General features: G+C 58.9%; 22 protein-coding genes and 1 tRNA gene. 13 read left to right on the top strand and 10 right to left on the bottom strand.

The window, feature by feature from the left end; translation table 11 throughout:
• The first annotated feature begins 56 nt into the window (after positions 1-56).
• The 8 genes from BMX55_RS04490 (at position 57) to BMX55_RS04525 (ending at position 8,051) form a co-directional block, all read left to right on the top strand.
• Positions 57-133 (top strand) — tRNA-Val (locus tag BMX55_RS04490).
• Between the two features lie 79 nt (positions 134-212).
• Positions 213-1,118, top strand: coding sequence for an EI24 domain-containing protein (locus tag BMX55_RS04495; protein ID WP_177172821.1), 906 nt, complete (start codon positions 213-215; stop codon positions 1,116-1,118).
• 14 nt (positions 1,119-1,132) lie between these two features.
• Positions 1,133-1,951: a competence/damage-inducible protein A gene (locus BMX55_RS04500; protein WP_091453527.1), complete on the top strand. Its 819-nt coding sequence runs from the start codon at positions 1,133-1,135 to the stop codon at positions 1,949-1,951.
• 119 nt (positions 1,952-2,070) lie between these two features.
• Positions 2,071-3,486, top strand: a complete 1,416-nt coding sequence (gene glnA, locus BMX55_RS04505) for a type I glutamate--ammonia ligase (protein WP_091453530.1) — start codon at positions 2,071-2,073, stop codon at positions 3,484-3,486.
• Positions 3,487-3,716: 230 nt separating this feature from the next.
• Positions 3,717-4,223, top strand: coding sequence for a hypothetical protein (locus BMX55_RS04510; protein ID WP_091453532.1), 507 nt, complete (start codon positions 3,717-3,719; stop codon positions 4,221-4,223).
• Positions 4,220-5,299, top strand: coding sequence for a nitrogen regulation protein NR(II) (glnL, locus tag BMX55_RS04515; RefSeq protein WP_091453535.1), 1,080 nt, complete (start codon positions 4,220-4,222; stop codon positions 5,297-5,299). The genes BMX55_RS04510 and glnL overlap by 4 nt, the downstream gene beginning before the upstream one ends.
• 36 nt (positions 5,300-5,335) lie before the next feature.
• The gene (gene ntrC / locus BMX55_RS04520) at positions 5,336-6,847 is read left to right on the top strand and encodes a nitrogen regulation protein NR(I) (RefSeq protein WP_091453538.1); all 1,512 of its coding nucleotides are present in this window, start codon (positions 5,336-5,338) and stop codon (positions 6,845-6,847) included.
• A 235-nt stretch (positions 6,848-7,082) separates the two neighbouring features.
• Positions 7,083-8,051, top strand: coding sequence for a hypothetical protein (locus BMX55_RS04525; RefSeq protein ID WP_143059574.1), 969 nt, complete (start codon positions 7,083-7,085; stop codon positions 8,049-8,051).
• 16 nt (positions 8,052-8,067) lie between these two features.
• Here BMX55_RS04525 and xth read toward each other — a convergent pair whose 3' ends face one another.
• Positions 8,068-8,847 (bottom strand): exodeoxyribonuclease III, encoded by a 780-nt coding sequence (xth, locus tag BMX55_RS04530; protein WP_091453545.1) that lies wholly within the window; start codon positions 8,845-8,847, stop codon positions 8,068-8,070.
• A 57-nt stretch (positions 8,848-8,904) separates the two neighbouring features.
• Between xth and serB the strand changes: the two genes are divergently transcribed.
• The 3 genes from serB to BMX55_RS04545 are packed head-to-tail and all read left to right on the top strand — an operon-like array spanning position 8,905 to position 10,626.
• Positions 8,905-9,621, top strand: coding sequence for a phosphoserine phosphatase SerB (gene serB / locus BMX55_RS04535; RefSeq protein ID WP_091453548.1), 717 nt, complete (start codon positions 8,905-8,907; stop codon positions 9,619-9,621).
• A gap of 13 nt (positions 9,622-9,634) precedes the next feature.
• Positions 9,635-10,096: a group III truncated hemoglobin gene (locus BMX55_RS04540; protein WP_245751284.1), complete on the top strand. Its 462-nt coding sequence runs from the start codon at positions 9,635-9,637 to the stop codon at positions 10,094-10,096.
• A 35-nt stretch (positions 10,097-10,131) separates the two neighbouring features.
• Positions 10,132-10,626, top strand: coding sequence for a hypothetical protein (locus tag BMX55_RS04545; RefSeq protein WP_091453551.1), 495 nt, complete (start codon positions 10,132-10,134; stop codon positions 10,624-10,626).
• Between the two features lie 9 nt (positions 10,627-10,635).
• On the opposite strand, the gene BMX55_RS04550 is transcribed toward BMX55_RS04545, so the two are convergent.
• From BMX55_RS04550 to BMX55_RS04560, 4 genes are all read right to left on the bottom strand, one after another.
• Positions 10,636-12,444, bottom strand: a complete 1,809-nt coding sequence (locus BMX55_RS04550) for a hypothetical protein (protein WP_091453554.1) — start codon at positions 12,442-12,444, stop codon at positions 10,636-10,638.
• Between the two features lie 18 nt (positions 12,445-12,462).
• Positions 12,463-12,822: a translation initiation factor Sui1 gene (locus BMX55_RS04555; RefSeq protein ID WP_091453558.1), complete on the bottom strand. Its 360-nt coding sequence runs from the start codon at positions 12,820-12,822 to the stop codon at positions 12,463-12,465.
• Positions 12,819-12,995, bottom strand: coding sequence for a LiaI-LiaF-like domain-containing protein (locus BMX55_RS16370; RefSeq protein WP_177172822.1), 177 nt, complete (start codon positions 12,993-12,995; stop codon positions 12,819-12,821). The genes BMX55_RS04555 and BMX55_RS16370 overlap by 4 nt, the downstream gene beginning before the upstream one ends.
• 99 nt (positions 12,996-13,094) lie before the next feature.
• Positions 13,095-13,547, bottom strand: a complete 453-nt coding sequence (locus BMX55_RS04560) for a DUF2721 domain-containing protein (RefSeq protein WP_091453561.1) — start codon at positions 13,545-13,547, stop codon at positions 13,095-13,097.
• A 132-nt stretch (positions 13,548-13,679) separates the two neighbouring features.
• Between BMX55_RS04560 and BMX55_RS04565 the strand changes: the two genes are divergently transcribed.
• A complete protein-coding gene (locus BMX55_RS04565) occupies positions 13,680-14,954 on the top strand; it encodes a DEAD/DEAH box helicase (protein ID WP_091453564.1) in 1,275 nt (424 codons plus the stop codon).
• On the opposite strand, the gene BMX55_RS04570 is transcribed toward BMX55_RS04565, so the two are convergent.
• Genes BMX55_RS04570 through BMX55_RS04580 form a run of 3 tightly spaced genes read right to left on the bottom strand, consistent with a single transcriptional unit; the run spans position 14,936 to position 17,237 of the window.
• Positions 14,936-15,274 (bottom strand): DUF6172 family protein, encoded by a 339-nt coding sequence (locus BMX55_RS04570; RefSeq protein ID WP_091453566.1) that lies wholly within the window; start codon positions 15,272-15,274, stop codon positions 14,936-14,938. The two genes, BMX55_RS04565 and BMX55_RS04570, sit on opposite strands and share 19 nt — an antisense overlap.
• Positions 15,275-15,285: 11 nt before the next feature.
• Complete coding sequence (locus tag BMX55_RS04575) at positions 15,286-16,041, bottom strand: hypothetical protein (RefSeq protein ID WP_091453569.1); 756 nt, start codon at positions 16,039-16,041, stop codon at positions 15,286-15,288.
• A complete protein-coding gene (locus BMX55_RS04580; protein WP_091453572.1) occupies positions 16,038-17,237 on the bottom strand; it encodes an aminotransferase-like domain-containing protein in 1,200 nt (399 codons plus the stop codon). Before BMX55_RS04580 ends, BMX55_RS04575 begins: the two co-directional genes overlap by 4 nt.
• A gap of 72 nt (positions 17,238-17,309) precedes the next feature.
• Between BMX55_RS04580 and nth the strand changes: the two genes are divergently transcribed.
• Positions 17,310-17,948, top strand: coding sequence for an endonuclease III (nth, locus tag BMX55_RS04585; RefSeq protein WP_091453575.1), 639 nt, complete (start codon positions 17,310-17,312; stop codon positions 17,946-17,948).
• Positions 17,949-17,973: 25 nt separating this feature from the next.
• On the opposite strand, the gene BMX55_RS04590 is transcribed toward nth, so the two are convergent.
• Positions 17,974-19,473 carry a methyl-accepting chemotaxis protein gene (locus tag BMX55_RS04590; RefSeq protein WP_091453578.1) on the bottom strand — a complete coding sequence of 500 codons (1,500 nt, stop codon included), beginning with the start codon at positions 19,471-19,473 and terminating at the stop codon, positions 17,974-17,976.
• Positions 19,474-19,541: 68 nt separating this feature from the next.
• A complete protein-coding gene (locus BMX55_RS04595; RefSeq protein ID WP_091453581.1) occupies positions 19,542-19,967 on the bottom strand; it encodes a type 2 periplasmic-binding domain-containing protein in 426 nt (141 codons plus the stop codon).

The following is a 19,967-nucleotide window of genomic DNA, read 5'->3' on the forward strand; positions in this document are numbered from 1 at the left end:
AACGGAGGCTGCCGTTTTTATGGTGCTACAATAGCGTTCTCTGTTGATTCAGACAGAGGCGCGTAGCTCAGCTGGTTAGAGCACCACCTTGACATGGTGGGGGTCGTTGGTTCGATTCCAATCGCGCCTACCAATTCTCCGCAAAAAGCGGCACAAAAAACCTTTCAGATTTCGGTCTGAAAGGTTTTTTTGTTTTTGCGTGCCTAAGCGCTATGCTTACCAACATGGCACAACTCATGGATTCCTTTTTTCGCGCCCTAGCGTATTGCATGCTGCCGCGTGTGATCGCTTGGTCTTTGCTACCCTTGCTGCTCATGGGGGCACTGGCCGTGGGTGGCGGCTACCTCTACTGGCAAGAAGCCGTACAGGCCATGCGCACCACCTTGGAGGCTACCAGTTGGCTTGGTTTTGTCTGGAGTTGGCTAGAGCAGCAGGGCCTGAGTAACGTCACACAGCTGCTGGCCCCGATCATGGTGGCCGTGCTAATCACACCCGTGATTGTGCTGGTCTCGCTGCTCACAGTCGCCTTTTTAATGACGCCCGCGTTGGTGGCTTTGGTCGGGCAACGGCGCTTTCCGACCTTAGAGCGTCTGCAAGGCGGCTCGTTACTGCACAGCATAGTGGCTTCTATCGGCGCAACACTGCTGGCGCTGGCGGCACTGTTGTTGTCTATGCCCTTATGGCTGATTCCGCCACTGGTGCTGATCGTGCCGCCCTTGATCTGGGGCTGGCTAACCTACCGAGTCATGGCATTGGATGCCTTGGCAGAACACGCCAGCAACGCCGAATGCCAAGAACTGCTGCGCCGCCACCGCATGACCTTGCTGCTGATGGGCGTGATTTGTGGCTATCTGGGGGCAGCCCCGGCCATTGTCTGGGCCTCTGGGGTGTTGTTTGTGGCCGCCTTCTTCATTCTGGTGCCCTTGGCCATCTGGATTTACACCTTGGTGTTTGCCTTTTCGTCTTTATGGTTTATCCATTTTTGTTTGGCAGCGCTGCAACAATTGCGTGCGGAGCAGCGCGCTGCCGCCCCAGACGGGCCGCTGCCCACCATAGCCACCCTGCCCGAAAGTGCCGAGCTGCAGCCACCGCCTGTTCTGCCACCTTCCGTTTCCTGAAAAAGCAACACCTTATGCAAAAATTCGGTCTCATTATCGTTGGCGATGAAATCCTCTCAGGCAAGCGTGCCGACAAGCATCTAGCCAAAATCATTGAGCTGCTGGCCGCACGCGGTTTGGCACTGTCTTACGCCGACTATGTGGGCGACGACCCCGAACGCATCACTGCCACCTTGGGCCGGGCCTTTGCCTCTGGTGATGTGGTGTTTAGTACCGGCGGCATCGGTGCCACACCGGATGACCATACCCGCCAATGTGCTGCCCGCGCCTTGGGAGTGGCATTGGAGCTGCACCCGGAGGCCGCTGCCCTGATCCGCGAACGCATCCAAGACATGGCCCGCGAGCAGGATGTGCCCTTTGATCCCCAATTGCCCGACAACCTACACCGCCTCAACATGGGCATGTTTCCGGTGGGAGCGCGCATCATTCCCAATCCGTACAACAAAATTCCCGGTTTTAGTTGCAGCGTGCCCAATGCTGGTGCAGTGCATTTTGTGCCCGGTTTTCCGGTCATGGCTTGGCCGATGGTGGAATGGGTGCTAGAGCAGCACTATGGTCACCTGTTCCATCAAGCACCCCAAACGGAGCATTCTGTGCTCGTCTATGGTGCAATGGAAGCAGCACTCACACCGCTGATGCAGCAGCTAGAGCACGACCACCCAGAGGTGCGCGTGTTCAGTTTGCCCAGTGTCGATCACCCGGTGCATGGCCGCCATATTGAATTGGGTGTTAAAGGCCCCACCAGCGCCGTACCCGCTGCTTGGGTCGATTTGCGTGCAAAGCTGCACCAACTTGGTGCAAATTGTGGCCCCGAATTGGTGCGTAATCTTTAAGCGCTTATCCAAGCATAAGGCGGGCGCAAACAGGCACAATAGCGCCGTGGCTGGCATGTAATCTGCTTTGACCGGACATATATCTATTTTTTCAACGAGCGTTTTTCCAGGAGAACCTGATGGCCAAGACCGTTGCAGACGTGATGAACATGGTGAAAGAAAACGAAGTCAAGTTTGTTGACTTCCGTTTCACCGATACCCGTGGCAAGCAACACCACACCACGGTGCCGGTGTCGCATTTTGATGAAGACAAGTTCTCGTCGGGCCACGCTTTTGATGGCTCTTCTATTGCCGGTTGGAAAGGCATTGAAGCCTCCGACATGCAATTGATCCCTGACCCGAACACGGCAGTGATCGACCCCTTCTTTGAAGAACCCACCCTGGTGATGACCTGCGACGTCATCGAACCCAGCGATGGCAAGTCGTATGACCGCGACCCCCGCTCCATCGCCAAGCGCGCTGAAGCCTACCTCAAGGCTTCTGGCTTGGGCGACACCGCCTTCTTCGGGCCAGAACCCGAATTCTTCATTTTTGATGGTATCCGTTGGGGCACTGAGCCACACAACACCTTCTACGAAATCGAAGAATACGAAGCCCCTTGGAACACCGGCTCCAAGCTCGACGGCGGCAACCGTGGCCACCGTCCCACGGTCAAGGGTGGCTACTTCCCAGTGCCCCCTGTCGATAGCACGCAAGACATGCGCGCTGAGATGTCGCTGATTTTGGAATCCTTGGGCATTCCCGTTGAAGTGTTCCACCACGAAGTGGCTGGCGCAGGCCAAAACGAAATCGGCACCCGCTTTAGCACCTTGGTAGAGCGCGCCGACTGGACGATGCTGCAAAAGTACGTCATCCACAACGTAGCCAATGCCTACGGCAAGACTGCTACCTTCATGCCCAAGCCCTACCACGGCGACAACGGCTCCGGTATGCACGTTCACCAGTCGGTCTGGAAAGACGGCAAGAACCTGTTTGCTGGCGACGGCTATGCAGGTCTGTCGGACTTCGCCCTGTACTACATCGGCGGCATCATCAAGCACGCCCGCGCCCTCAACGCCATCACCAACCCTGGCACCAACAGCTACAAGCGTCTGGTTCCCCACTTTGAGGCTCCGGTCAAGTTGGCCTACTCGGCCAAGAACCGCTCGGCATCGATCCGTATTCCTTACGTGTCCAACCCCAAGGGCCGCCGCGTCGAGGCTCGCTTCCCCGATCCACTGATGAACCCCTACTTGGGCTTTGCTGCCCTGCTGATGGCGGGTCTGGACGGCGTGGAAAACAAAATCCATCCCGGCGAAGCTGCCACCAAGGATCTGTACCATCTGCCCCCCGAAGAAGACAAGCTGGTGCCCACCGTGTGCCACAGCTTGGATCAAGCGCTGGAGCACCTCGACCAAGACCGCGCCTTCCTGACCAAGGGTGGTGTGTTCTCTGACGCCATGATCGATGCCTACATCGAACTGAAGATGACTGAAGTGACACGCTTCCGTATGGCTGTGCACCCTGTCGAATACGACATGTACTACTCGCTGTAATCAGCACCGGGGCTGGGCTACATCGGCCCAGCTACCCAACCGAAGGCGGTGTGTATAGCGCACCGCCTTTTTTCATGCCAGTACAGCTGGTGTGTGCCAGCCACGGAACCTAGATGGCACACTGCTATCGGATGAACTGTAGGGTGCTGCTGCCATTTGTCTCGTAGACGGGCAAAGTCTTTCGCGGATACTCTGGCGCATACCCCTGCATGTTCTGGGCGAGGAATTGAATGAAGAAAACACGTTTCATCTTGCGGTCTGGCTTGCTGTGCGCCATCTTGGCAGCCCATGCAGCTTGGGCGCAAGATCGCATCTACCGCTGCGGTAACGAATACACCAACAATGCCACCCAAGCGCGAGAGCGCGGCTGCAAGGCGGTGGATGGCGGCAACATTACCGTGGTGCAGTCACCGCCACGCAACAATGCGGGCGCTGCTGCCGGTAGTAAACCGGCTGCCACCGCCACATCGCCTGCCGGGGCACCCAAGGTTGACAACAGCGCGCAGCGCGCCCGTGATGCCGATGCCCGTGCTATTTTTGAAGCCGAATTGCGCAAAGCCCAAACCCGATTAGCTGATTTGCAAAAAGAATACAACAACGGTTCCCCGGAAAAAACTGCCCTTGAGATGCGCAATGTGCAAGGCTACGCCGAGCGCACGGCAGAACTCAAGGCCAACATTGCGCGGGTAGAAAGCGATATTGCGAGCATTCAACGCGAGATGGGGCGCCTGAAATGACGCCATCCGCCCCCATGCCGGTACTGGCCGGACGTTTCCAGTCGCTCGATTTGCTGTCGGTGTTGGTAGCCGTGCTGCGCGGCGATGGCACTGTGCAGTTTGCCAATGCTGCCCTTGAAGACGCCGTCGGGCTATCGCGGCGCACCCTAGAGGGCATGGACTTTACCCAGTTCTTCACCCTGCCCTCGTTGCTACAAAATGCGCTGGCAGGCAACCGCAGCGAGGATTTTGCTGCCGTGCGCTTTGATGGTTGCCTCAAGCGCTTGCACCAAGAGCCGGTGCTGGTACACGTGAGTGTGGTGCCCGGTGATGGCCCCGGCGAGGTGCTGATAGAGCTGTGGCCGCTAGAGCAGCAGGCCCGCCAAGACCGTGAAGAGCGCCTGCGCGATCAGGCCCAAGCGCACAAAGAGCTGATACGCAATTTGGCCCACGAAATCAAAAACCCACTGGGAGGCATTCGCGGGGCTGCCCAGTTACTGGAGATGGAACTCGACAGCCCGGAGATGACGGAATACACCCAAGTCATCATCCATGAGGCCGACCGCCTGCAAAGTTTGGTCGATAGGCTGCTAGAGCCGCACCGCCACCCCCATCTGGTGGGCGACGTAAATATCCACGAAGTCTGTGAGCGCGTGCGCTCTCTGGTGCTGGTGGAGTATCCGCAGGGCTTGCGCATTGAGCAAGACTACGATATTTCGATCCCAGAGTTTCGCGGCGACCAAGCACAACTGATTCAGGCGGTGCTCAACGTGGTACAGAACGCGGCGCAGGCGCTGGTGCCGCAAATGGCACAGCACGACGCACGCATCATCTTGCGCACCCGCGTGGCCCGGCAAGTGACGCTGGGGCGCGAGCGCTACAAGCTGGCATTGGAATTGCATGTCATTGACAACGGGCCGGGCGTGCCCGATGCCATACGGGAGCGCATTTTTTATCCCTTGGTGTCGGGGCGCGATGGCGGGTCGGGCTTGGGTTTAACGTTGGCACAAACTTTTGTGCAGCGCCACCACGGCATGATCGAGTGCGATAGCGCGCCCGGTCGCACCGACTTTCGCATCCTGATTCCGCTGCCCTGAGGATAAATAACCGGTAACCAGTGAGAGACAACACCCATGAAGCCGATCTGGATAGTAGATGACGACCCCTCGATCCGCTTTGTGCTGGAAAAAGCACTGGCGCGTGACAACCTGCCCACGCGCAGCTTTACTAACCCGCGCGAAGTGCTGGAGGCGCTGGCCGAGGTCGGCTCTGGCGATGCCTCCCAGCCGGGGCCGCAAGTGCTGGTCAGTGATATTCGGATGCCCGGTGGCTCCGGGCTACAGTTGCTAGAAAAAGTCCATGCCATGCAACCGGCATTGCCCGTCATCATCATGACGGCCTATTCCGATCTGGACAGTGCGGTGTCTGCGTTTCAGCGCGGTGCGTTTGAATACCTGCCCAAGCCCTTCGATTTGCCCAAGGCGGTAGAGTTAATACGCCGTGCTGTGCAAGAAAGCCAGCGCGAAAGCGTAGCCCAAGACAGCCCCGCCGCCGCTGCCGAGATGCTGGGCCAAGCCCCAGCGATGCAAGATGTGTTCCGCGCCATTGGCCGCTTGAGCCAAAGTGTGGTCACGGTGCTGATTACCGGCGAGTCTGGCTCCGGCAAAGAGCTGGTTGCACGGGCCTTGCACAAACATTCACCCTGCGCCAGTGGGCCGTTTGTAGCCATCAACACCGCCGCCATCCCCAAAGACCTGCTCGAATCCGAACTGTTCGGCCATGAGCGTGGTGCTTTTACTGGCGCGCAAACCCAGCGCCGGGGCCGCTTTGAGCAGGCAGAAGGCGGCACGCTGTTTCTGGATGAAATTGGTGATATGCCCTTCGATTTGCAGACACGGCTGTTGCGCGTGCTGTCAGATGGGCATTTTTACCGCGTGGGTGGGCACAGTGCCGTCAAGGCCCATGTGCGCGTGATTGCCGCTACGCACCAGCATCTGGAGCAGCGCGTAAAGGATGGTGGTTTCCGTGAGGATTTGTTCCACCGCCTGAACGTGATCCGGCTGCGCCTGCCCGCCTTGCGCGAGCGCCCCGAAGATGTGCCGATGCTCACGCGCCACTTTTTACAACAAAGTGCGCGCCAATTGGGCGTGGAGCCTAAACGCATTGCCGATGCCGCCTTGGCCCGGTTGGCGCTGTTTGCCTTTCCAGGCAATGTGCGCCAACTAGAAAACATCTGCCACTGGCTGACCGTGATGGCCCCAGCCCAAGTGATTTCGGTGCAGGATTTACCGCCAGAGGTGCTAGAAGTGCCCGCAGCGCCAGCAGCAGCCGTAACGCCCGCACAGCTCCCCATACCCCCCTTGGGCCAACCGCCGATTCATGTGCCGCCAATGGCAGAGCCAAGGGCTGGGGCCATCTATGCCGACTGGGAGTCCACGCTGGAAGCAGAAGCCCAAGCGCTATTGGCAAGTGGGCAAGCGGATGTCTGGGATGTGCTGACGCGCCGTTTTGAGTCTCGGCTCATCACAGCGGCCTTGGCGGCCACGCATGGCCGACGCATGGAGGCGGCGCAGCGCCTAGGCATTGGGCGCAACACCATCACACGCAAAATCCAAGAGTTGGGCTTAGATGCCCATGAGGACTAAAGCGCTCGCCCTCAAGCCAGCATCTCTGCGACGCTAACCCTGATGGGCACATGGTACCAACCGATACTTGGCTGTGTAAATGACCCTGCCCCCCGCAAAACAACTCTATCAGCAAGAAAAATAGCAGTTTTTCTGCAACCCTGTAAATTTCTCGAGCGCTAAGTTGAATATACGCTGTGAGTGGTTGTAACCCACTGGTGGAGATTCCCAAGTCCACGTCACATCAGGAATTCGCATGACACAGCCAACCCTCTTTATCCATCAGTTGATGGTACATATCCTAGAAGGCAACCAAATTCCTAAGGTGCAGATCGAGCGCGTGGTTGGCCCGATACTAGGTTTCTTTTTGGCTGAGGTATTGACCACTACGCTGCAAAAAGATGAAGGGTTCAGCGGCCAGTACAGGATGCTTTGCCCGGAGTTCCCCTTGCTGAAACCGGTGGGGCTGCAGTCGAGCAATATCGACTGGCTACTCTACAACGAAACCCGACAAGAACTGGTGTTTCTGGAGCTCAAAACTGCCAGTGGTAGCTTCTGTACAAAACAGGCAGCGACCTATCTGGAAAAGAGGTTGCAGGTGCTAGACCAAGGAGCGGGTTTCTTGGCAGAGGATTTGAAGAAAATCGAGAAAGCTTCCTTAGCAGCTGACAAGTACGCCTTTGTTCAAAAGATGTTGGCAGAGCGTTTCCCTGGTGGCCTAGAAGCCCTGAAGGCTTGTCGCAAAGCCCAAGTCATGTATCTGGTTCCAGCTACAGCCCTGCAACAAGAGGCATGCCACTTCAACCGCATGGACAAGGTGCTGACATTTAGCGAATTGGCAGATCAAATCGATGACCCGTTTGCCTCAGAGTGGTACACCATCTGCCATGCACTACGCCAATTGGATGGCGGCAGCCAAGCGGCCCCAGAGAATTACCAAGCACATACTGATTTTGAGCAAATCAAGCGGTTGTGCCGTGATAAAGAGGCGCATATCATCGTCGGCTTTATGGGTGGTGAGCAGGCTTTGCAACAAGCCAACCTGACCTATTTGCGACAACGTACATACAAATGGGATCGGACAAACGGCGGTCATGGTTACAAACACCAAGCCAACTGGATTAATGGCGACCGCTTTTTAGAGGTAGTGAACCGCATTGAGGCAGACCTAGCAGCTTCCGAGCCTGCCACAAAAAGGCAGCCCCCTGATCTGCTGGGCATTTAGTACCGAGGTTTACGGCTCAATCGGCCAGCGTAACCACCACCGGGGCGTGGTCGCTGGGTTGCGGGTTTTTGCGGGGGGCTCGGTCAATGGTGCAAGCAGTCGCGGCAGGGCGCAGCGCGTCACTCACCAAGATATGGTCAATGCGCAGCCCCCGGTTTTTTTGAAAGCCTAGCATTCGATAATCCCACCAAGAGAAGCACTTGTCTGGCTGCTCAAACAGCCGAAAAGCATCGTGCAGGCCCAAACCCAGCAGGGCTTGAAATTGCGCCCGCTCCTCCTCGGTGTGGTGGATGCTGCCGCGCAAGCCTTCCGGATCGTACGAATCTCGGTCTTCGGGGGCGATATTGAAGTCACCCAACACCACCAGTCGGGGGTGGCTGACCAGTTCGGCCTTAACCCAAGCGCGCAGAGCGTCGAGCCAGCGCAGCTTGTAGGCAAACTTGTCGCTGCCCGGTGCCTGCCCATTGACAAAATAGCCATTGATGAGGCGCAGCGGCCCCTGCGGGGTATCGAGGGTGGCAGCAATAGTGCGCGCCTGCTCATCGGCAAAACCGGGAATGTTGCGCACCACATCGCGCACTGGCTGGCGCGTGAGCCACGCCACACCGTTGTAGGTTTTTTGGCCGTGGGCCACGGCGTGGTAGCCCGCTGCTTGCAGGGCCATAAAGGGGAACTTGTCTTCTACCAGCTTGAGTTCTTGCAAACCTAGGGCATCGACGGGGTTGGCGGCCAGCCAGTCCAACACTTGCGGCAAGCGCACGGAGAGGGAGTTGACGTTCCAAGTGGCAATTTGCATAAGTCCTACAATTTCTCTGATACCAAAAGCGCAAATATTGGATTTTGACTGACACCGATGACCACCACCGCTACTGAACTTTCCCCCGGCCTTGTTGTACAACACATTACCAGCCCCTTACGCCTGCAAGACTTCAAGCTGATCGCGTTCGATATGGACTCGACGCTTATCAACATTGAGTGCATTGACGAAATTGCCGATGCCGCCGGGCGCAAGGCCGAAGTGGCCGCCATCACCGAAGCAGCGATGCAGGGCATCATTACCGACTTCAAAGACAGCCTGCGCCGCCGTTTGGCATTGCTCAAGGGCGTGCCCGTATCCCATTTAGAAGCCGTGTTCACTGAGCGCTTGCGCTTTAACCCCGGCGCACAAGAGCTGATGGCTGCTGCCCGTGCTGCTGGACTCAAAACCCTGCTGGTTTCGGGTGGTTTTACCTTTTTTGCCGACCGGGTGAAGGCCGGTCTGGGCATGGACTTTGCCCGCGCCAACCAGTTAGAAATTGAAGACGGCCACCTGACAGGCCGCCTGATCGAGCAATGCTGGGGCGATATTTGCGATGGTGCAGAAAAGCGCCGTACCCTGCTAGAAGTAGCATCTCTGATGGGCATTGCGCCCAGCCAAGCCATTGCCGTGGGCGATGGGGCCAACGATCTGCCCATGATGGGCGCAGCGGGGCTGTCGGTGGCCTACCATGCCAAACCAGCCGTGCGCGCCCAAGCCAAGGTAGCCATCAACAGTGGCGGCTTAGATCGCCTGCTGGAAATACTGCGCTAAAGGCGGCCACTCGATGCCAGAGCCAACCACGCAACACCTGAACACCGAGAGCATCACCAGCTTGGTGCATGATTTTTATACTGATGTGCGCGCCGACCCGGTGCTAGGCCCGGTGTTTGAGCAAGCACTGCATGAACGTTGGGAGCCACACTTGCAACGCATGGTGGATTTTTGGAGCACGATTGCTTTGGGCGACAAACGCTACAGCGGCAACGTGTTTGCCAAACACATGGCACTGAGCGGCATTGCACCAGAGCATTTTGCTGCTTGGGTGCGCTTGTGGGGTCAGCACACTGAACGGCTGTTTTCCCCCGACGTAGCCCATGAATTGCAAAGCGTAGCCCACGGCATTGCGCGCAACCTGTATCTGGGCTACTTTGGCACTCGCCCGGTGTTTAGCACCGACCCGCCTGAAGACCCGCACGCCCTGCCCATTCTGCACGGAACTTCAAACGCACCGGGCAGTCCTATATAGGACTGCGACACCGCACCCTCACGGAGACTGTTTTTATGCTTGCCCCTTCCCTGCGCGCCACGGCCACCGTTCTCACCCTGACCACTGCGGCCATGCTCATGCCCTCACTGGCCCATGCCAAACTTTTTGGCCGGAGTAAGCCTGCACCCACCGCCCCTACTGCGCGCATTGGCAGTAACGCCACGCCCCCCACGGCACCAACGCCCCCGGTGGCACCGGCCAGCCCAGCGTTGCCTGCTGCGGCTGCGGCCCCCGCCGCAGGTGGCTCAGGCATGATGGGCACCTTGGGCGCAGCGGCAGTGGGTGCCGTAGCTGGCTCTTTGGCAGGCAACGCCATCGCCAGCGCTATGACGCCCGACGCCAAGGCCAAAGAGGCCGAGGCAGCTGCGGCCAAAGCCAAAGCTGCCGAAGCCGCCGAAAAAGAAGCCCAAGAGCTGCAAAAAAAGGCCGATGAGGCCAAAAAGAAGGCTGAAGCGGCCCGCGCTGCTGCTGCCGCCCCAGCAACCCCAGCCGCTACCCCCGCTAAGTAAGCCAGCCGCTCAGGCGCGGGGACGCAACCACCACAGTAGTTCTGCTGGGGCGAGCACCCAAGCCCCAGCATGCTCCGCTTGCGTGGCTTGGGCCTGGTCTTGCGTGACCAACAGCCGCAATTGGGCAGGAACGGCCACCTGCAAATGGTGCAGATGGGCCAAGATGCGCGCATCGGCCCGGTCACTGCCTTGGCCGCCAGAAAAATGCACACGCAGATTGGCCGCCCGTGTACTCTCCGAAAGCACGGGGCCATCAAACCATAAATCAATATGCAGCGTTGGGTAGCGCTGTGCCACCGCCAATAACAGGCGCGTGAGCTGCTCACGCGCTGGGGCACCGGGTTGGCCCTGCTCGTACCACGGCCTAAAGTTAGCCACTTGGGTATAGAGCACATTGTGACCATCCACCAGCAAGCTGGCATTGTGGCCTTGGGCCAGTGCTGTTTGCAAGGCGCGCAGGGGCAACACGCGCCACCAGTCCGAATAGTGCTCGCCACTGGGGGCCATGCTGACCTGTGCATAGAGCCGCACACTGGCCTGATCGACCAAGGCATAGGCCTGCGCTAAAGCTGGCCCCTGCAACCAACCCAAAGTAGCGCTGGCTTGCAAAGCTTGGCGTACGTCGGCCACACCATCCAGCGTTTGCTGCGCAGCCAAAGTTTGTTCGATTTGCGCCAGCAAAGGGTGCGTTGGTGCAGACGTCACCGCCGGTGCCGGGTCTTGCAAGCGCTGCTCTATTTGCTCGATACGGGCCTGTAGGCGCTGGGCCAAAGGCCATAACTCAGGCAAGGGACGCAGGGCATCATGGCGGGCCTGCTCCAAACGGGCATGGGCCTCATGGCAGGCTTGCAACTCGGTGCGCAACTGCGAACGCAAACCATGCAAACGGTCGTGGGCAGCCTGACGCTGCAACAGCGCGTCGGCCTGTTGCAATAGGCTGTGATGGGAGCCAGACAAAGCGGCTACCTCATCGGCCAAGGCTTCGGCAGGGCGCAGCCAAGGCAACAAGCGCTCATCCAGCAGCGCCGTGACGCGCTGGGTGACGCGCGCTTCCCATTGGGTTTGCAGCGCGGTGTGCTCTGCTTTGGCTGTAGCAGCCAGTGCTTTGGCATCGTCCCAGCCATGCAGGGCGGCAGCCAAATCCAGCGCCTGCTGCTGGTGCTGGCCGCTCAAGGCGTTGAGTTCACGGCGCAGGCGTTTGACCTCTTTATCCTTCTCACGCAGGGCCTGCACCAACCGCTGCTCATTGGCGGTGCGGTGGGTGCCAGCCATCGGCGTTGGGGGATCAGCAACAGTGGTAGGCACAGCGGCCTGCGTGGACAGGGTGTGCAAGTGCGCCCACAGCGGGGCACACTCGGCATGCAAGCCTTGCGCCGCTGCCTGTAGCGCCTCCGGGGCCGGTGCCTCATGGGGTGCTTGGCCCGGTGGCTGCTCTAGCCATTGCACTGCCAGATGGCGCACGGCTTCGCGCTCGTCCAAATACAAGGCGGCCACCAGCGCCAGCGTGCCAAAATAATGGCACAGCGGCGCTGCCCAGCGCTCCAAGGCCTGCTGCGACAACACCGACACCCATCCATCGGCCAACGTGGTCTGGCGCAGTAAAGCTCGGTAAGCAGGGGGCAATTCTGCCAACAGCCCCAACTGATGCTGGATACGGGTGCAGGCCACCTTGATATCCACCTTGCCCACGCGGTAACCGGCACCCAGCTCCTTGTGCTGGCCCACCAGCTTTTGGATGGCCGCAGGCGTGGCGTGCGCAATGGATTGCTTCCACGCCTGCAACACCAAGGCAGGAACGGGTTGATCGTCGATGTTCATGGGCAGGTTGGTGGGGTATTAACCACCTGCACGCTTCACGGTATAGCCCTGTTTTTTCAGGGCCTCCATGACACGCTCGATATGGTCGCCTTGCACCTCAATCACACCGTCTTTGACGGTGCCGCCGGTGCCACAGGCGGCTTTAAGCTGTTTGCCCAGTTGTGCCAGCGCTGCTGCATCCAGCAGCACGCACTTAACCAGCGTAACCGCCTTGCCGCCGCGCCCTTTGGTCTCCCGCGAGACACGCACAATGCCGTCGCCTTGGGGCACCGTAGCCGCTTTGCACACGCACTGCGCTTGCGGCTGGCGGCAATCGGGGCACATACGGCCATGATCGGTGGAATACACCAGCCCACCTAAACTCGCCAACCCCTTCATTTGCGGTTGCGGCCATCCGGCGCAAAAAACAGCATGACGCCCACCACAATCAAAATCAAAGGCCACCACACCCGGAACAGTTGAAATAGGCTGATATCAATCAGCTGTAGGTTGTTGAGCAGAAAAAAGCTGCCCAGCAGCACCAGCACCACGGCGGCAAAGTTGCCCTTCATAAAATTTCCTTTTTTTGCATCGTCGGTTGAACTTCTGCCATCGTAGCGTGAGCGTGGCCGTATGGCCGCGCTGGCACACTGGCCCGCCCACCCCAGTCTTTACTTATGCCCCAGCATATGAAAATTGAGCAGCCGGGTGGCCATCACGGTTTCGACAAAAAACAGCACCAGCGCCAGCAAAAACGACACCACGCCCGTCAAAAAGCTGCCCAGCGCCCAACTGTGGCCCCGAAAATTGGTGGTCTCGCCCAAAAACAGCAACACAATGGTCAAGCCGATCAGAAAACCGCACAAGGTCAGCAAACCAATGCAGCCGTTGGCCATGCGCCCTCGCGTACGCAAATAGCCCAGCTCCAGCAAGGCCCGTTGCAAAAATTCAGATTCAACGCTTTGGCGGGCGCGCTCTTCTACCACTCGGGCGCGGTCAATGATGCGCGCCAGCCGTCCGGCCACGGCACCAATCATGCCCGCGACGGCAGTAAGCAAAAACACCGGTGCCACCGAGAGTTGGATGCTGTGGGTGATGGTGGAAGAATCAATAGACAAAGGCATGGCACAAACTTTCACAGGCTAGGCAGCTAAGCGCACTCAGCAGCAATTATCAGGCCACACACCGCCATAGCGCACAATGCCCCCTTGCCGGGCTATCGCCCCTCTGTTCAGTCTCCTAGCGCCTATCCAACCATGCCTTTTGCCTCTCTTGGCCTCTCTCCCGCTCTGGCCCATGCTGCCAGCGCGCTGGGCTTTACCGTGCCCACCCCCATCCAAACACAGGCCATTCCGGCTATTTTGCAAGGCGCTGATGTCTGGGCCAGCGCCCGCACCGGCTCGGGCAAAACCGCCGCCTTTGCCCTGCCTGCACTGCAACAGCACCAAAACCTGCTGCTGGCGCGCCATTCTGGTGGCGGTGCGCGCCGGGTGCATACCTTGGTGGTAGTGCCCACCCGCGAACTGGCTGCCCAAGTGGGCGAGGTGCTGCGCAGCTTGGGCCAACCGTTATCGCAACCGCCCAAAGTGGTGGTGGCGTTTGGTGGCGTCTCGATCAATCCGCAGATGATGGCTTTGCGCGGCGGTGCCGACATCGTTGTGGCCACACCGGGGCGGCTGCTCGATTTGGTCGATCAGCGGGCGCTGCGCCTGTCTGCCGTGCAACTGCTGGTGCTCGATGAGGCCGACCGCCTGCTGGATTTAGGCTTTAGCGAAGAACTGAACCGCGTACTCGCACTGCTGCCCGCACAGCGGCAAACGCTGTTGTTTTCCGCCACCTTCCCTGACAGCGTACAAGCCCTAGCGCAGAGCCTGTTGCGCTCACCCGTACGTATCGAAGTCGCTGCCAGCGAGGACGAGACCCACGCCGACGCCACCATTTTGCAACGCGCCTTGGCCGTAGACGACAAACGCCGCACCCAGCTTTTGCTCAAACTGATTAAGGATGAAGGCTGGGATCGGGTGCTGGTGTTTGTCGCCACTAAATACACCGCCGAGCATGTGGCAGAAAAGCTCTACCGCGCTAAGGTATTTGCCACGCCCTTTCATGGCGATTTGAGCCAAGGGGCACGCACACAGGTGCTCGATGAGTTCAAGGCCAACCGCTGGCAGGTGGTGGTCACTACCGACTTGGCCGCCCGTGGCATCGACATTGCGCAACTGCCCGTGGTGGTCAATTACGACTTGCCGCGTTCTACCGAAGATTACACCCACCGCATTGGCCGCACTGGCCGAGCCGGTGAAAGCGGCTTGGCCGTGACGTTTGTCACTCCGGCCAGCCAAGCGCATTGGCAACTGATCGAAAAACGCCAGCACTTGAGCCTGCCGCTAGAGCACATTGCTGGCTTTGAACCGACGGAGGTGGCTCCGGCACCATCGCCCAGCAATGGTGGTATCAAGGGCAAACGCCCTAGCAAAAAAGACAAACTGCGCGCTGCACAAGCTGCCAGTGCTCAGTCCTCGCCCAAATAGGGGGCAGCCAGCGGCGGCTCTACGGGGCCACGCACCGGCGGCGCTTGGCGCTTGCCGTGGCCGGCCAGAATTTCCAGATAAAACTGGGTGCCGCCTTCTTTGGCCAAAGCATCGACCGCTGCGATGATCTCGCCCACGCCCACAGGGGTAGCGGCTTCTTTGCTGGGGCCAAATTGGCAGGCAAAGTCCCAATAGTCTGCGCCCTCAGGCAAGGGGCGGCTGCGTTCGCGCTTAAGGTATTTGCGAATCTCGTGCTTGGTGGCGTCAAGCAGCCGGTCGGGGTGCTTGCCTTCGATCTGAAGTTGGAATGTTTTGCGCATGGAGTTGTCCTTCAATGGGAAAATTCGCCCGGAATGGACGTCTCAGGGGCGCGATGATACGGCCTAGCGCTGTAGGGCAGCAGGGCCTTAGCCGCCTCGATACGCAGGGGCAAAGGCACGGTGGCGTCGTTCATCACGCGGTGCAGAAAATGGTAGGCCTCCCCCCCGGCAGGGCTAGGGGCTGCTGGCACAGCGCTGGGCGTGCTGGGCGCAGGCTGGCACTGCTGCACCATGCGGCTCCAAGCCGCTGGCGCAATGCTTTGCAGCGGCTGCAACAAATCAGCTTGGGCATCAGGGCTGGGGGCACGTTCCAGCCAAGGCTCCTCGGCAAACATGCTGCCCAAGCCGGGCACGATAAAAGCCGACCAATAACCCGTGCCACCCTGCACGGCAGGCACCAGCGGCGCGTGTTGGTGCTCTGGTGTGGGCCAAGTGCGCAACTGCGCCGGGGCAACATCGGCCCCATACTGCTGGCGCAGCCACTGCACCACGTCCAACGCCTCCGCCAACGGTACTGGCACAGCCAGCGAGAACCAAAGCTGAAAACCATCGCGCCCCGACACCGCCAAAGCCGGAGGCGGCAAGCCCCACTCATCCTGCACTTGATGCCAAAAAGCCGCCACCCGCTCCCAAGGTATGGCGCGGGCCAGTTCCACCACGATGGCGCGCACCCGGCCTTGGGCGTCGATCAGTGCCGGGGCTGTGTCATCTGCTGGAAAGTCCTCCAGCAGATACAAGCGCTGGAGTTCAGTGTGCAAACGGCTCATGCGGCGTTCAGGGCTTGGGCCAGCCGTGCTACACCTTCGCGGATTTTTTCCACATCAGCCGTGGCAAAAGACAGGCGCAGCGTGGCCGGGTCGGGGTTCTGGGCAAAGAAAGGCGCACCGGGCACAAAGGCCACACCGCGCTCAATAGCGCGCTGGGCCAAGGCATGGGCGTTGTGCTCCTTACCACCAGCCCCGGTCAGGCGCAGCCACACAAACAAGCCGCCCTGCGGCTGGACAAACTCCACTGCATCGCCCAATTGCGCGCGCAGCGCATCGCACAGGGTTTGGGCGCGCTCGGCATAGACTTGGCGCACATGGGCCAGCGTGGCAGGCATCCGGCCCGCTTGCAGGTACTGCGCCGCCACGGCTTGGGCAAAGGTACTGGTGTGGGCATCGCTAAACTGTTTGCACATTACCGCATTGGCCAGCAGGGCAGGCGGTGCCATCAGCCAGCCCACACGCAAGCCCGGCGAGAGCACTTTACTCAGGGAACCACAGTGCGCCAACCAATCGCGGCTGCCGGGCACTTGGCTAGACAGCGCCAGCAAGCTCGGTGGCGGTGCGGCGTTGAAATACAAATCGCCATACGGATCGTCTTCTACCACCAGCGTTTGGTACTGCGCTGCCAGCTCCAATACGCGCAAGCGCCGCTCTCGGCTCAAGGTAGCGCCGCTGGGGTTGCCAAAGGTGGGGATCAGGTAAATCAGCTTGGGGCGGTGCTCGATGATGAGTTGCTCTAGCACATCGGTTTGGACGCCATCACCATCAATCGGTGCCGTCACGATATCGGCACCATAAAGGCGGAAACACTGGATAGTGGCTAGAAAGGTCGGGCCTTCCACAATCACCTTGTCACCGGGGCTAATCATGGTTTTGCCAATCAAATCCAGAGCCTGCTGGCTGCCCGTGGTCACGATCAACTGCTCTGGGGCAGCATCTTGCACCCCCTTGCTAGCCATAAAGGCTGCTAGTTGCTCGCGCAGGGGCAGATAACCTTCGGTGGCACCATATTGCAAAGCCGCTCCGGGGTCTTGGCTCAAGGCACGCTCGGTAGCGGCACGAATACCATCGACATCGAACATCGCGCTGTCAGGAAAGCCACCGGCAAAGCTGATGATGCCGGGCTTGCCCAGCAGCTTGAACAGTTCGCGGATGGCCGAGGTTTCGATGGCGTCGAGGCGGGAGGCAAATTGCATGACAGAAATCGGTGGTGGACAAGTGAACTTCGCATTGTGCCCCCGTCAGCTCAAGCCCTACACTGCCACGCCATGAAAGCCGCACTGATCGAACCATTTTTCGCCACCCTACAAGCTGCCAACCCCCACCCACAAACTGAACTGCAATACCAAAGCCATTTTGAACTGCTCACTGCCGTGCTGTTGTCGGCACAAGCCACAGACGTGAGTGTGAACAAAGCCACACGACTACTCTTTCCGGTAGCCAACACCCCGCAAGCCATGCTGGCGCTGGGCCAAGAAGGGCTAGAGGGTTACATCAAAACGATTGGCCTGTACCGCAGCAAAGCCCGGCATCTGCTAGAAACTTGCCGCCTGCTACTAGAGCGCCACGGCGGCGAAGTGCCGCGCACCCGCCAAGAATTAGAGCAACTGCCCGGCGTGGGCCGCAAAACGGCCAATGTAGTGCTCAATGTGGCTTTTGGCGAGCCAACCATGGCTGTGGACACGCATATCTTCCGGGTGGGCAACCGCACCGGGCTGGCACCGGGCAAAACGCCACTGGCGGTAGAGCAGCAACTGCTGCGGCGCGTGCCCGATGCCTATGCGGTGGGCGCGCACCACTGGCTAATTTTGCTAGGCCGCTATGTGTGCCAAGCGCGCAAACCGCATTGCTGGGAATGCGCGGTGGCCGCTTACTGCGACTACCAGCCCAAAACGCCAGCGCCTTGATGCTGGAGGCACTGAATCCCCCACGCTAGACCTTAAACACACTCACCGTATCCACCACGGCATTGGCCTGCTGCTCTAGGGATTGAGCAGCGGTGGCTGCATCCTGCACCGAAGCGGCATTTTCGCGCGTGGCATAGTCCATATCGATCACAGCCTGTTTGACTTGGTCGATGTCCAGCGCCTGCTGCTGGCTGGCTTGGGTGATTTCTTGCATGATGGCGGCGGCGCGCTGTACGCTATCGACAATCTGGCTCATGGTGCTGCCCGCTTCTTCTACCAGCTTGCAGCCCGCATCTACACTATTGACCGAATTGCCAATCAGCGTTTTGATTTCTTTGGCCGCCTCGGCACTGCGACCAGCCAAACTGCGCACCTCAGAGGCCACCACGGCAAAACCCCGGCCTTGCTCACCGGCCCGTGCTGCCTCTACGGCGGCATTGAGCGCCAAAATGTTGGTTTGAAAGGCGATGCCGTCAATCACACCAATGATGTCGGCAATTTTGCGCGACGACCCGTTGATCGCTTCCATGGTATCGACCACCTGCGCCACCACCGCCCCCCCTTTGACGGCAATGGCAGAAGTTACCCCCACCAGTTCGTTGGCGTGTTGGGCACTTTCGTGGTTGTGCTTGACCGTGACCGACAACGCCTCCATCGCGCCCGCCGTTTGCTCTAGCGCGCTGGCCTGCTGCGCCGTGCGCGCGGATAAATCAACATTGCCGTTGGCAATTTGCGTCGTGGCAGTGGCCATTGCCTCAGCACTAGTGCGAATACGGGTGACGACATCGGTCAAATTGCGCTGCATAGATTGCAAATGTGCCATCAGGCTGTTGCTATCGCCCTGCTGCAAGGCGATACGCTCACTCAAATTCCCCTGCCCGACATGGCGCACCACACTAGCGGCATCTGCTGGCTCCGCGCCCAAATCGCGCCACACCGAGGCAATAATGGCCCGCGAACCCAGCCCCAACACAATCAGCACGCCGGTGATGATGTTGACCATCAGCCCCTCGCGCTGGGCAGCAGCCAAGTCGGTAAAACGCTCGTCTAGCGTGACATGGGCCTGCTGGCGTGAGATCTGCATCTGACGGGCCAATTCTTTTTGCGCTGCATTCATGCGCTGCACCTGTTCAGGCGAGACGCTTTTGCTCAACATGCCCTGCGTAGCTTGCAGTGCGGCTGCTTGATAAGCATCAAACGCAGCGCTTAAATCGGCCACTAGTTGAGATTTTCCATCGAGCTGGCGCGATTGATCCAAAGAAGATCGCACCTTTTGGGTGGTCTTTTGCGCATCTTTCAGCCTATCGGCATCGTCTTCTAGCGCTGCCGCCTGAAAATCAGCCTGCAACTGGTTTATGCCACGCTCGGCCTCAAACAGATTCTCTAAAAATGGGGTTTCTACCGTGCGCAACAAATCCAAATTGCGGTTGTTTTGCAGCCCAATGACCAGACTTAACACCAGCCCTGCACCAAATGCAGCCCCAACACTGAGGGGCAGCAGCCATATTTTTACACGAAATTTCATGAAATAAATTCCTTATTGTGAGCAGTGCAGAGTGATGGCTAAAAGGAAATTGGCTGCAATGCAAACCGTCAATCTACACTCAGCAACACTTTCACTGAACTGTCTACGGCGCTTTTTTCAATATAGCCCACCGCTTTCGGGTTGCTGGCCAGTGCTTTTTTTACCTCAGCAGAACTGGCTAATTCTTTGGGCAAGGTGGCCTTACCAGAGAACACCAGCCGCGCCCAAGCAGCCTTAACCTGCGCAGCCGATTTTCCGGTCACTTTGGTATAAAAATGCTCACGCACTGCCGCAGATTCTGGTTGATCGAGCAGCGTGACAGCGCCAGCCCCCGGAAGCTGATCAGCTTTACCTAAAAACAAGGCCGATGCGTGCTCGGTACTCAGTGGCGTAGCAGCGCTTTGCGCACCCACCACAATGGCTACTTGGGCCATACTGGCCTGTCCCAGTAACAACCCCGATGCCAGCAACAAAATATTTTTTATTTTTTTCAT

Origin of the sequence: Giesbergeria anulus (assembly GCF_900111115.1) — a bacterium.
GTDB lineage: Bacteria > Pseudomonadota > Gammaproteobacteria > Burkholderiales > Burkholderiaceae_C > Simplicispira > Simplicispira anulus.

What these genes read in the sequence shown, in the direction of transcription:
- BMX55_RS04495 (WP_177172821.1), top strand. Translation starts at nt 213, where the DNA reads ATGCTTACCAACATGGCACAACTCATGGATTCCTTTTTTCGCGCCCTA.
- BMX55_RS04500 (WP_091453527.1), top strand. Translation starts at nt 1,133, where the DNA reads ATGCAAAAATTCGGTCTCATTATCGTTGGCGATGAAATCCTCTCAGGC.
- glnA (WP_091453530.1), top strand. Translation starts at nt 2,071, where the DNA reads ATGGCCAAGACCGTTGCAGACGTGATGAACATGGTGAAAGAAAACGAA.
- BMX55_RS04510 (WP_091453532.1), top strand. Translation starts at nt 3,717, where the DNA reads ATGAAGAAAACACGTTTCATCTTGCGGTCTGGCTTGCTGTGCGCCATC.
- glnL (WP_091453535.1), top strand. Translation starts at nt 4,220, where the DNA reads ATGACGCCATCCGCCCCCATGCCGGTACTGGCCGGACGTTTCCAGTCG.
- ntrC (WP_091453538.1), top strand. Translation starts at nt 5,336, where the DNA reads ATGAAGCCGATCTGGATAGTAGATGACGACCCCTCGATCCGCTTTGTG.
- BMX55_RS04525 (WP_143059574.1), top strand. Translation starts at nt 7,083, where the DNA reads ATGACACAGCCAACCCTCTTTATCCATCAGTTGATGGTACATATCCTA.
- xth (WP_091453545.1), bottom strand. Translation starts at nt 8,847, where the DNA reads ATGCAAATTGCCACTTGGAACGTCAACTCCCTCTCCGTGCGCTTGCCG.
- serB (WP_091453548.1), top strand. Translation starts at nt 8,905, where the DNA reads ATGACCACCACCGCTACTGAACTTTCCCCCGGCCTTGTTGTACAACAC.
- BMX55_RS04540 (WP_245751284.1), top strand. Translation starts at nt 9,635, where the DNA reads ATGCCAGAGCCAACCACGCAACACCTGAACACCGAGAGCATCACCAGC.
- BMX55_RS04545 (WP_091453551.1), top strand. Translation starts at nt 10,132, where the DNA reads ATGCTTGCCCCTTCCCTGCGCGCCACGGCCACCGTTCTCACCCTGACC.
- BMX55_RS04550 (WP_091453554.1), bottom strand. Translation starts at nt 12,444, where the DNA reads ATGAACATCGACGATCAACCCGTTCCTGCCTTGGTGTTGCAGGCGTGG.
- BMX55_RS04555 (WP_091453558.1), bottom strand. Translation starts at nt 12,822, where the DNA reads ATGAAGGGGTTGGCGAGTTTAGGTGGGCTGGTGTATTCCACCGATCAT.
- BMX55_RS16370 (WP_177172822.1), bottom strand. Translation starts at nt 12,995, where the DNA reads ATGAAGGGCAACTTTGCCGCCGTGGTGCTGGTGCTGCTGGGCAGCTTT.
- BMX55_RS04560 (WP_091453561.1), bottom strand. Translation starts at nt 13,547, where the DNA reads ATGCCTTTGTCTATTGATTCTTCCACCATCACCCACAGCATCCAACTC.
- BMX55_RS04565 (WP_091453564.1), top strand. Translation starts at nt 13,680, where the DNA reads ATGCCTTTTGCCTCTCTTGGCCTCTCTCCCGCTCTGGCCCATGCTGCC.
- BMX55_RS04570 (WP_091453566.1), bottom strand. Translation starts at nt 15,274, where the DNA reads ATGCGCAAAACATTCCAACTTCAGATCGAAGGCAAGCACCCCGACCGG.
- BMX55_RS04575 (WP_091453569.1), bottom strand. Translation starts at nt 16,041, where the DNA reads ATGAGCCGTTTGCACACTGAACTCCAGCGCTTGTATCTGCTGGAGGAC.
- BMX55_RS04580 (WP_091453572.1), bottom strand. Translation starts at nt 17,237, where the DNA reads ATGCAATTTGCCTCCCGCCTCGACGCCATCGAAACCTCGGCCATCCGC.
- nth (WP_091453575.1), top strand. Translation starts at nt 17,310, where the DNA reads ATGAAAGCCGCACTGATCGAACCATTTTTCGCCACCCTACAAGCTGCC.
- BMX55_RS04590 (WP_091453578.1), bottom strand. Translation starts at nt 19,473, where the DNA reads ATGAAATTTCGTGTAAAAATATGGCTGCTGCCCCTCAGTGTTGGGGCT.
- BMX55_RS04595 (WP_091453581.1), bottom strand. Translation starts at nt 19,967, where the DNA reads ATGAAAAAAATAAAAAATATTTTGTTGCTGGCATCGGGGTTGTTACTG.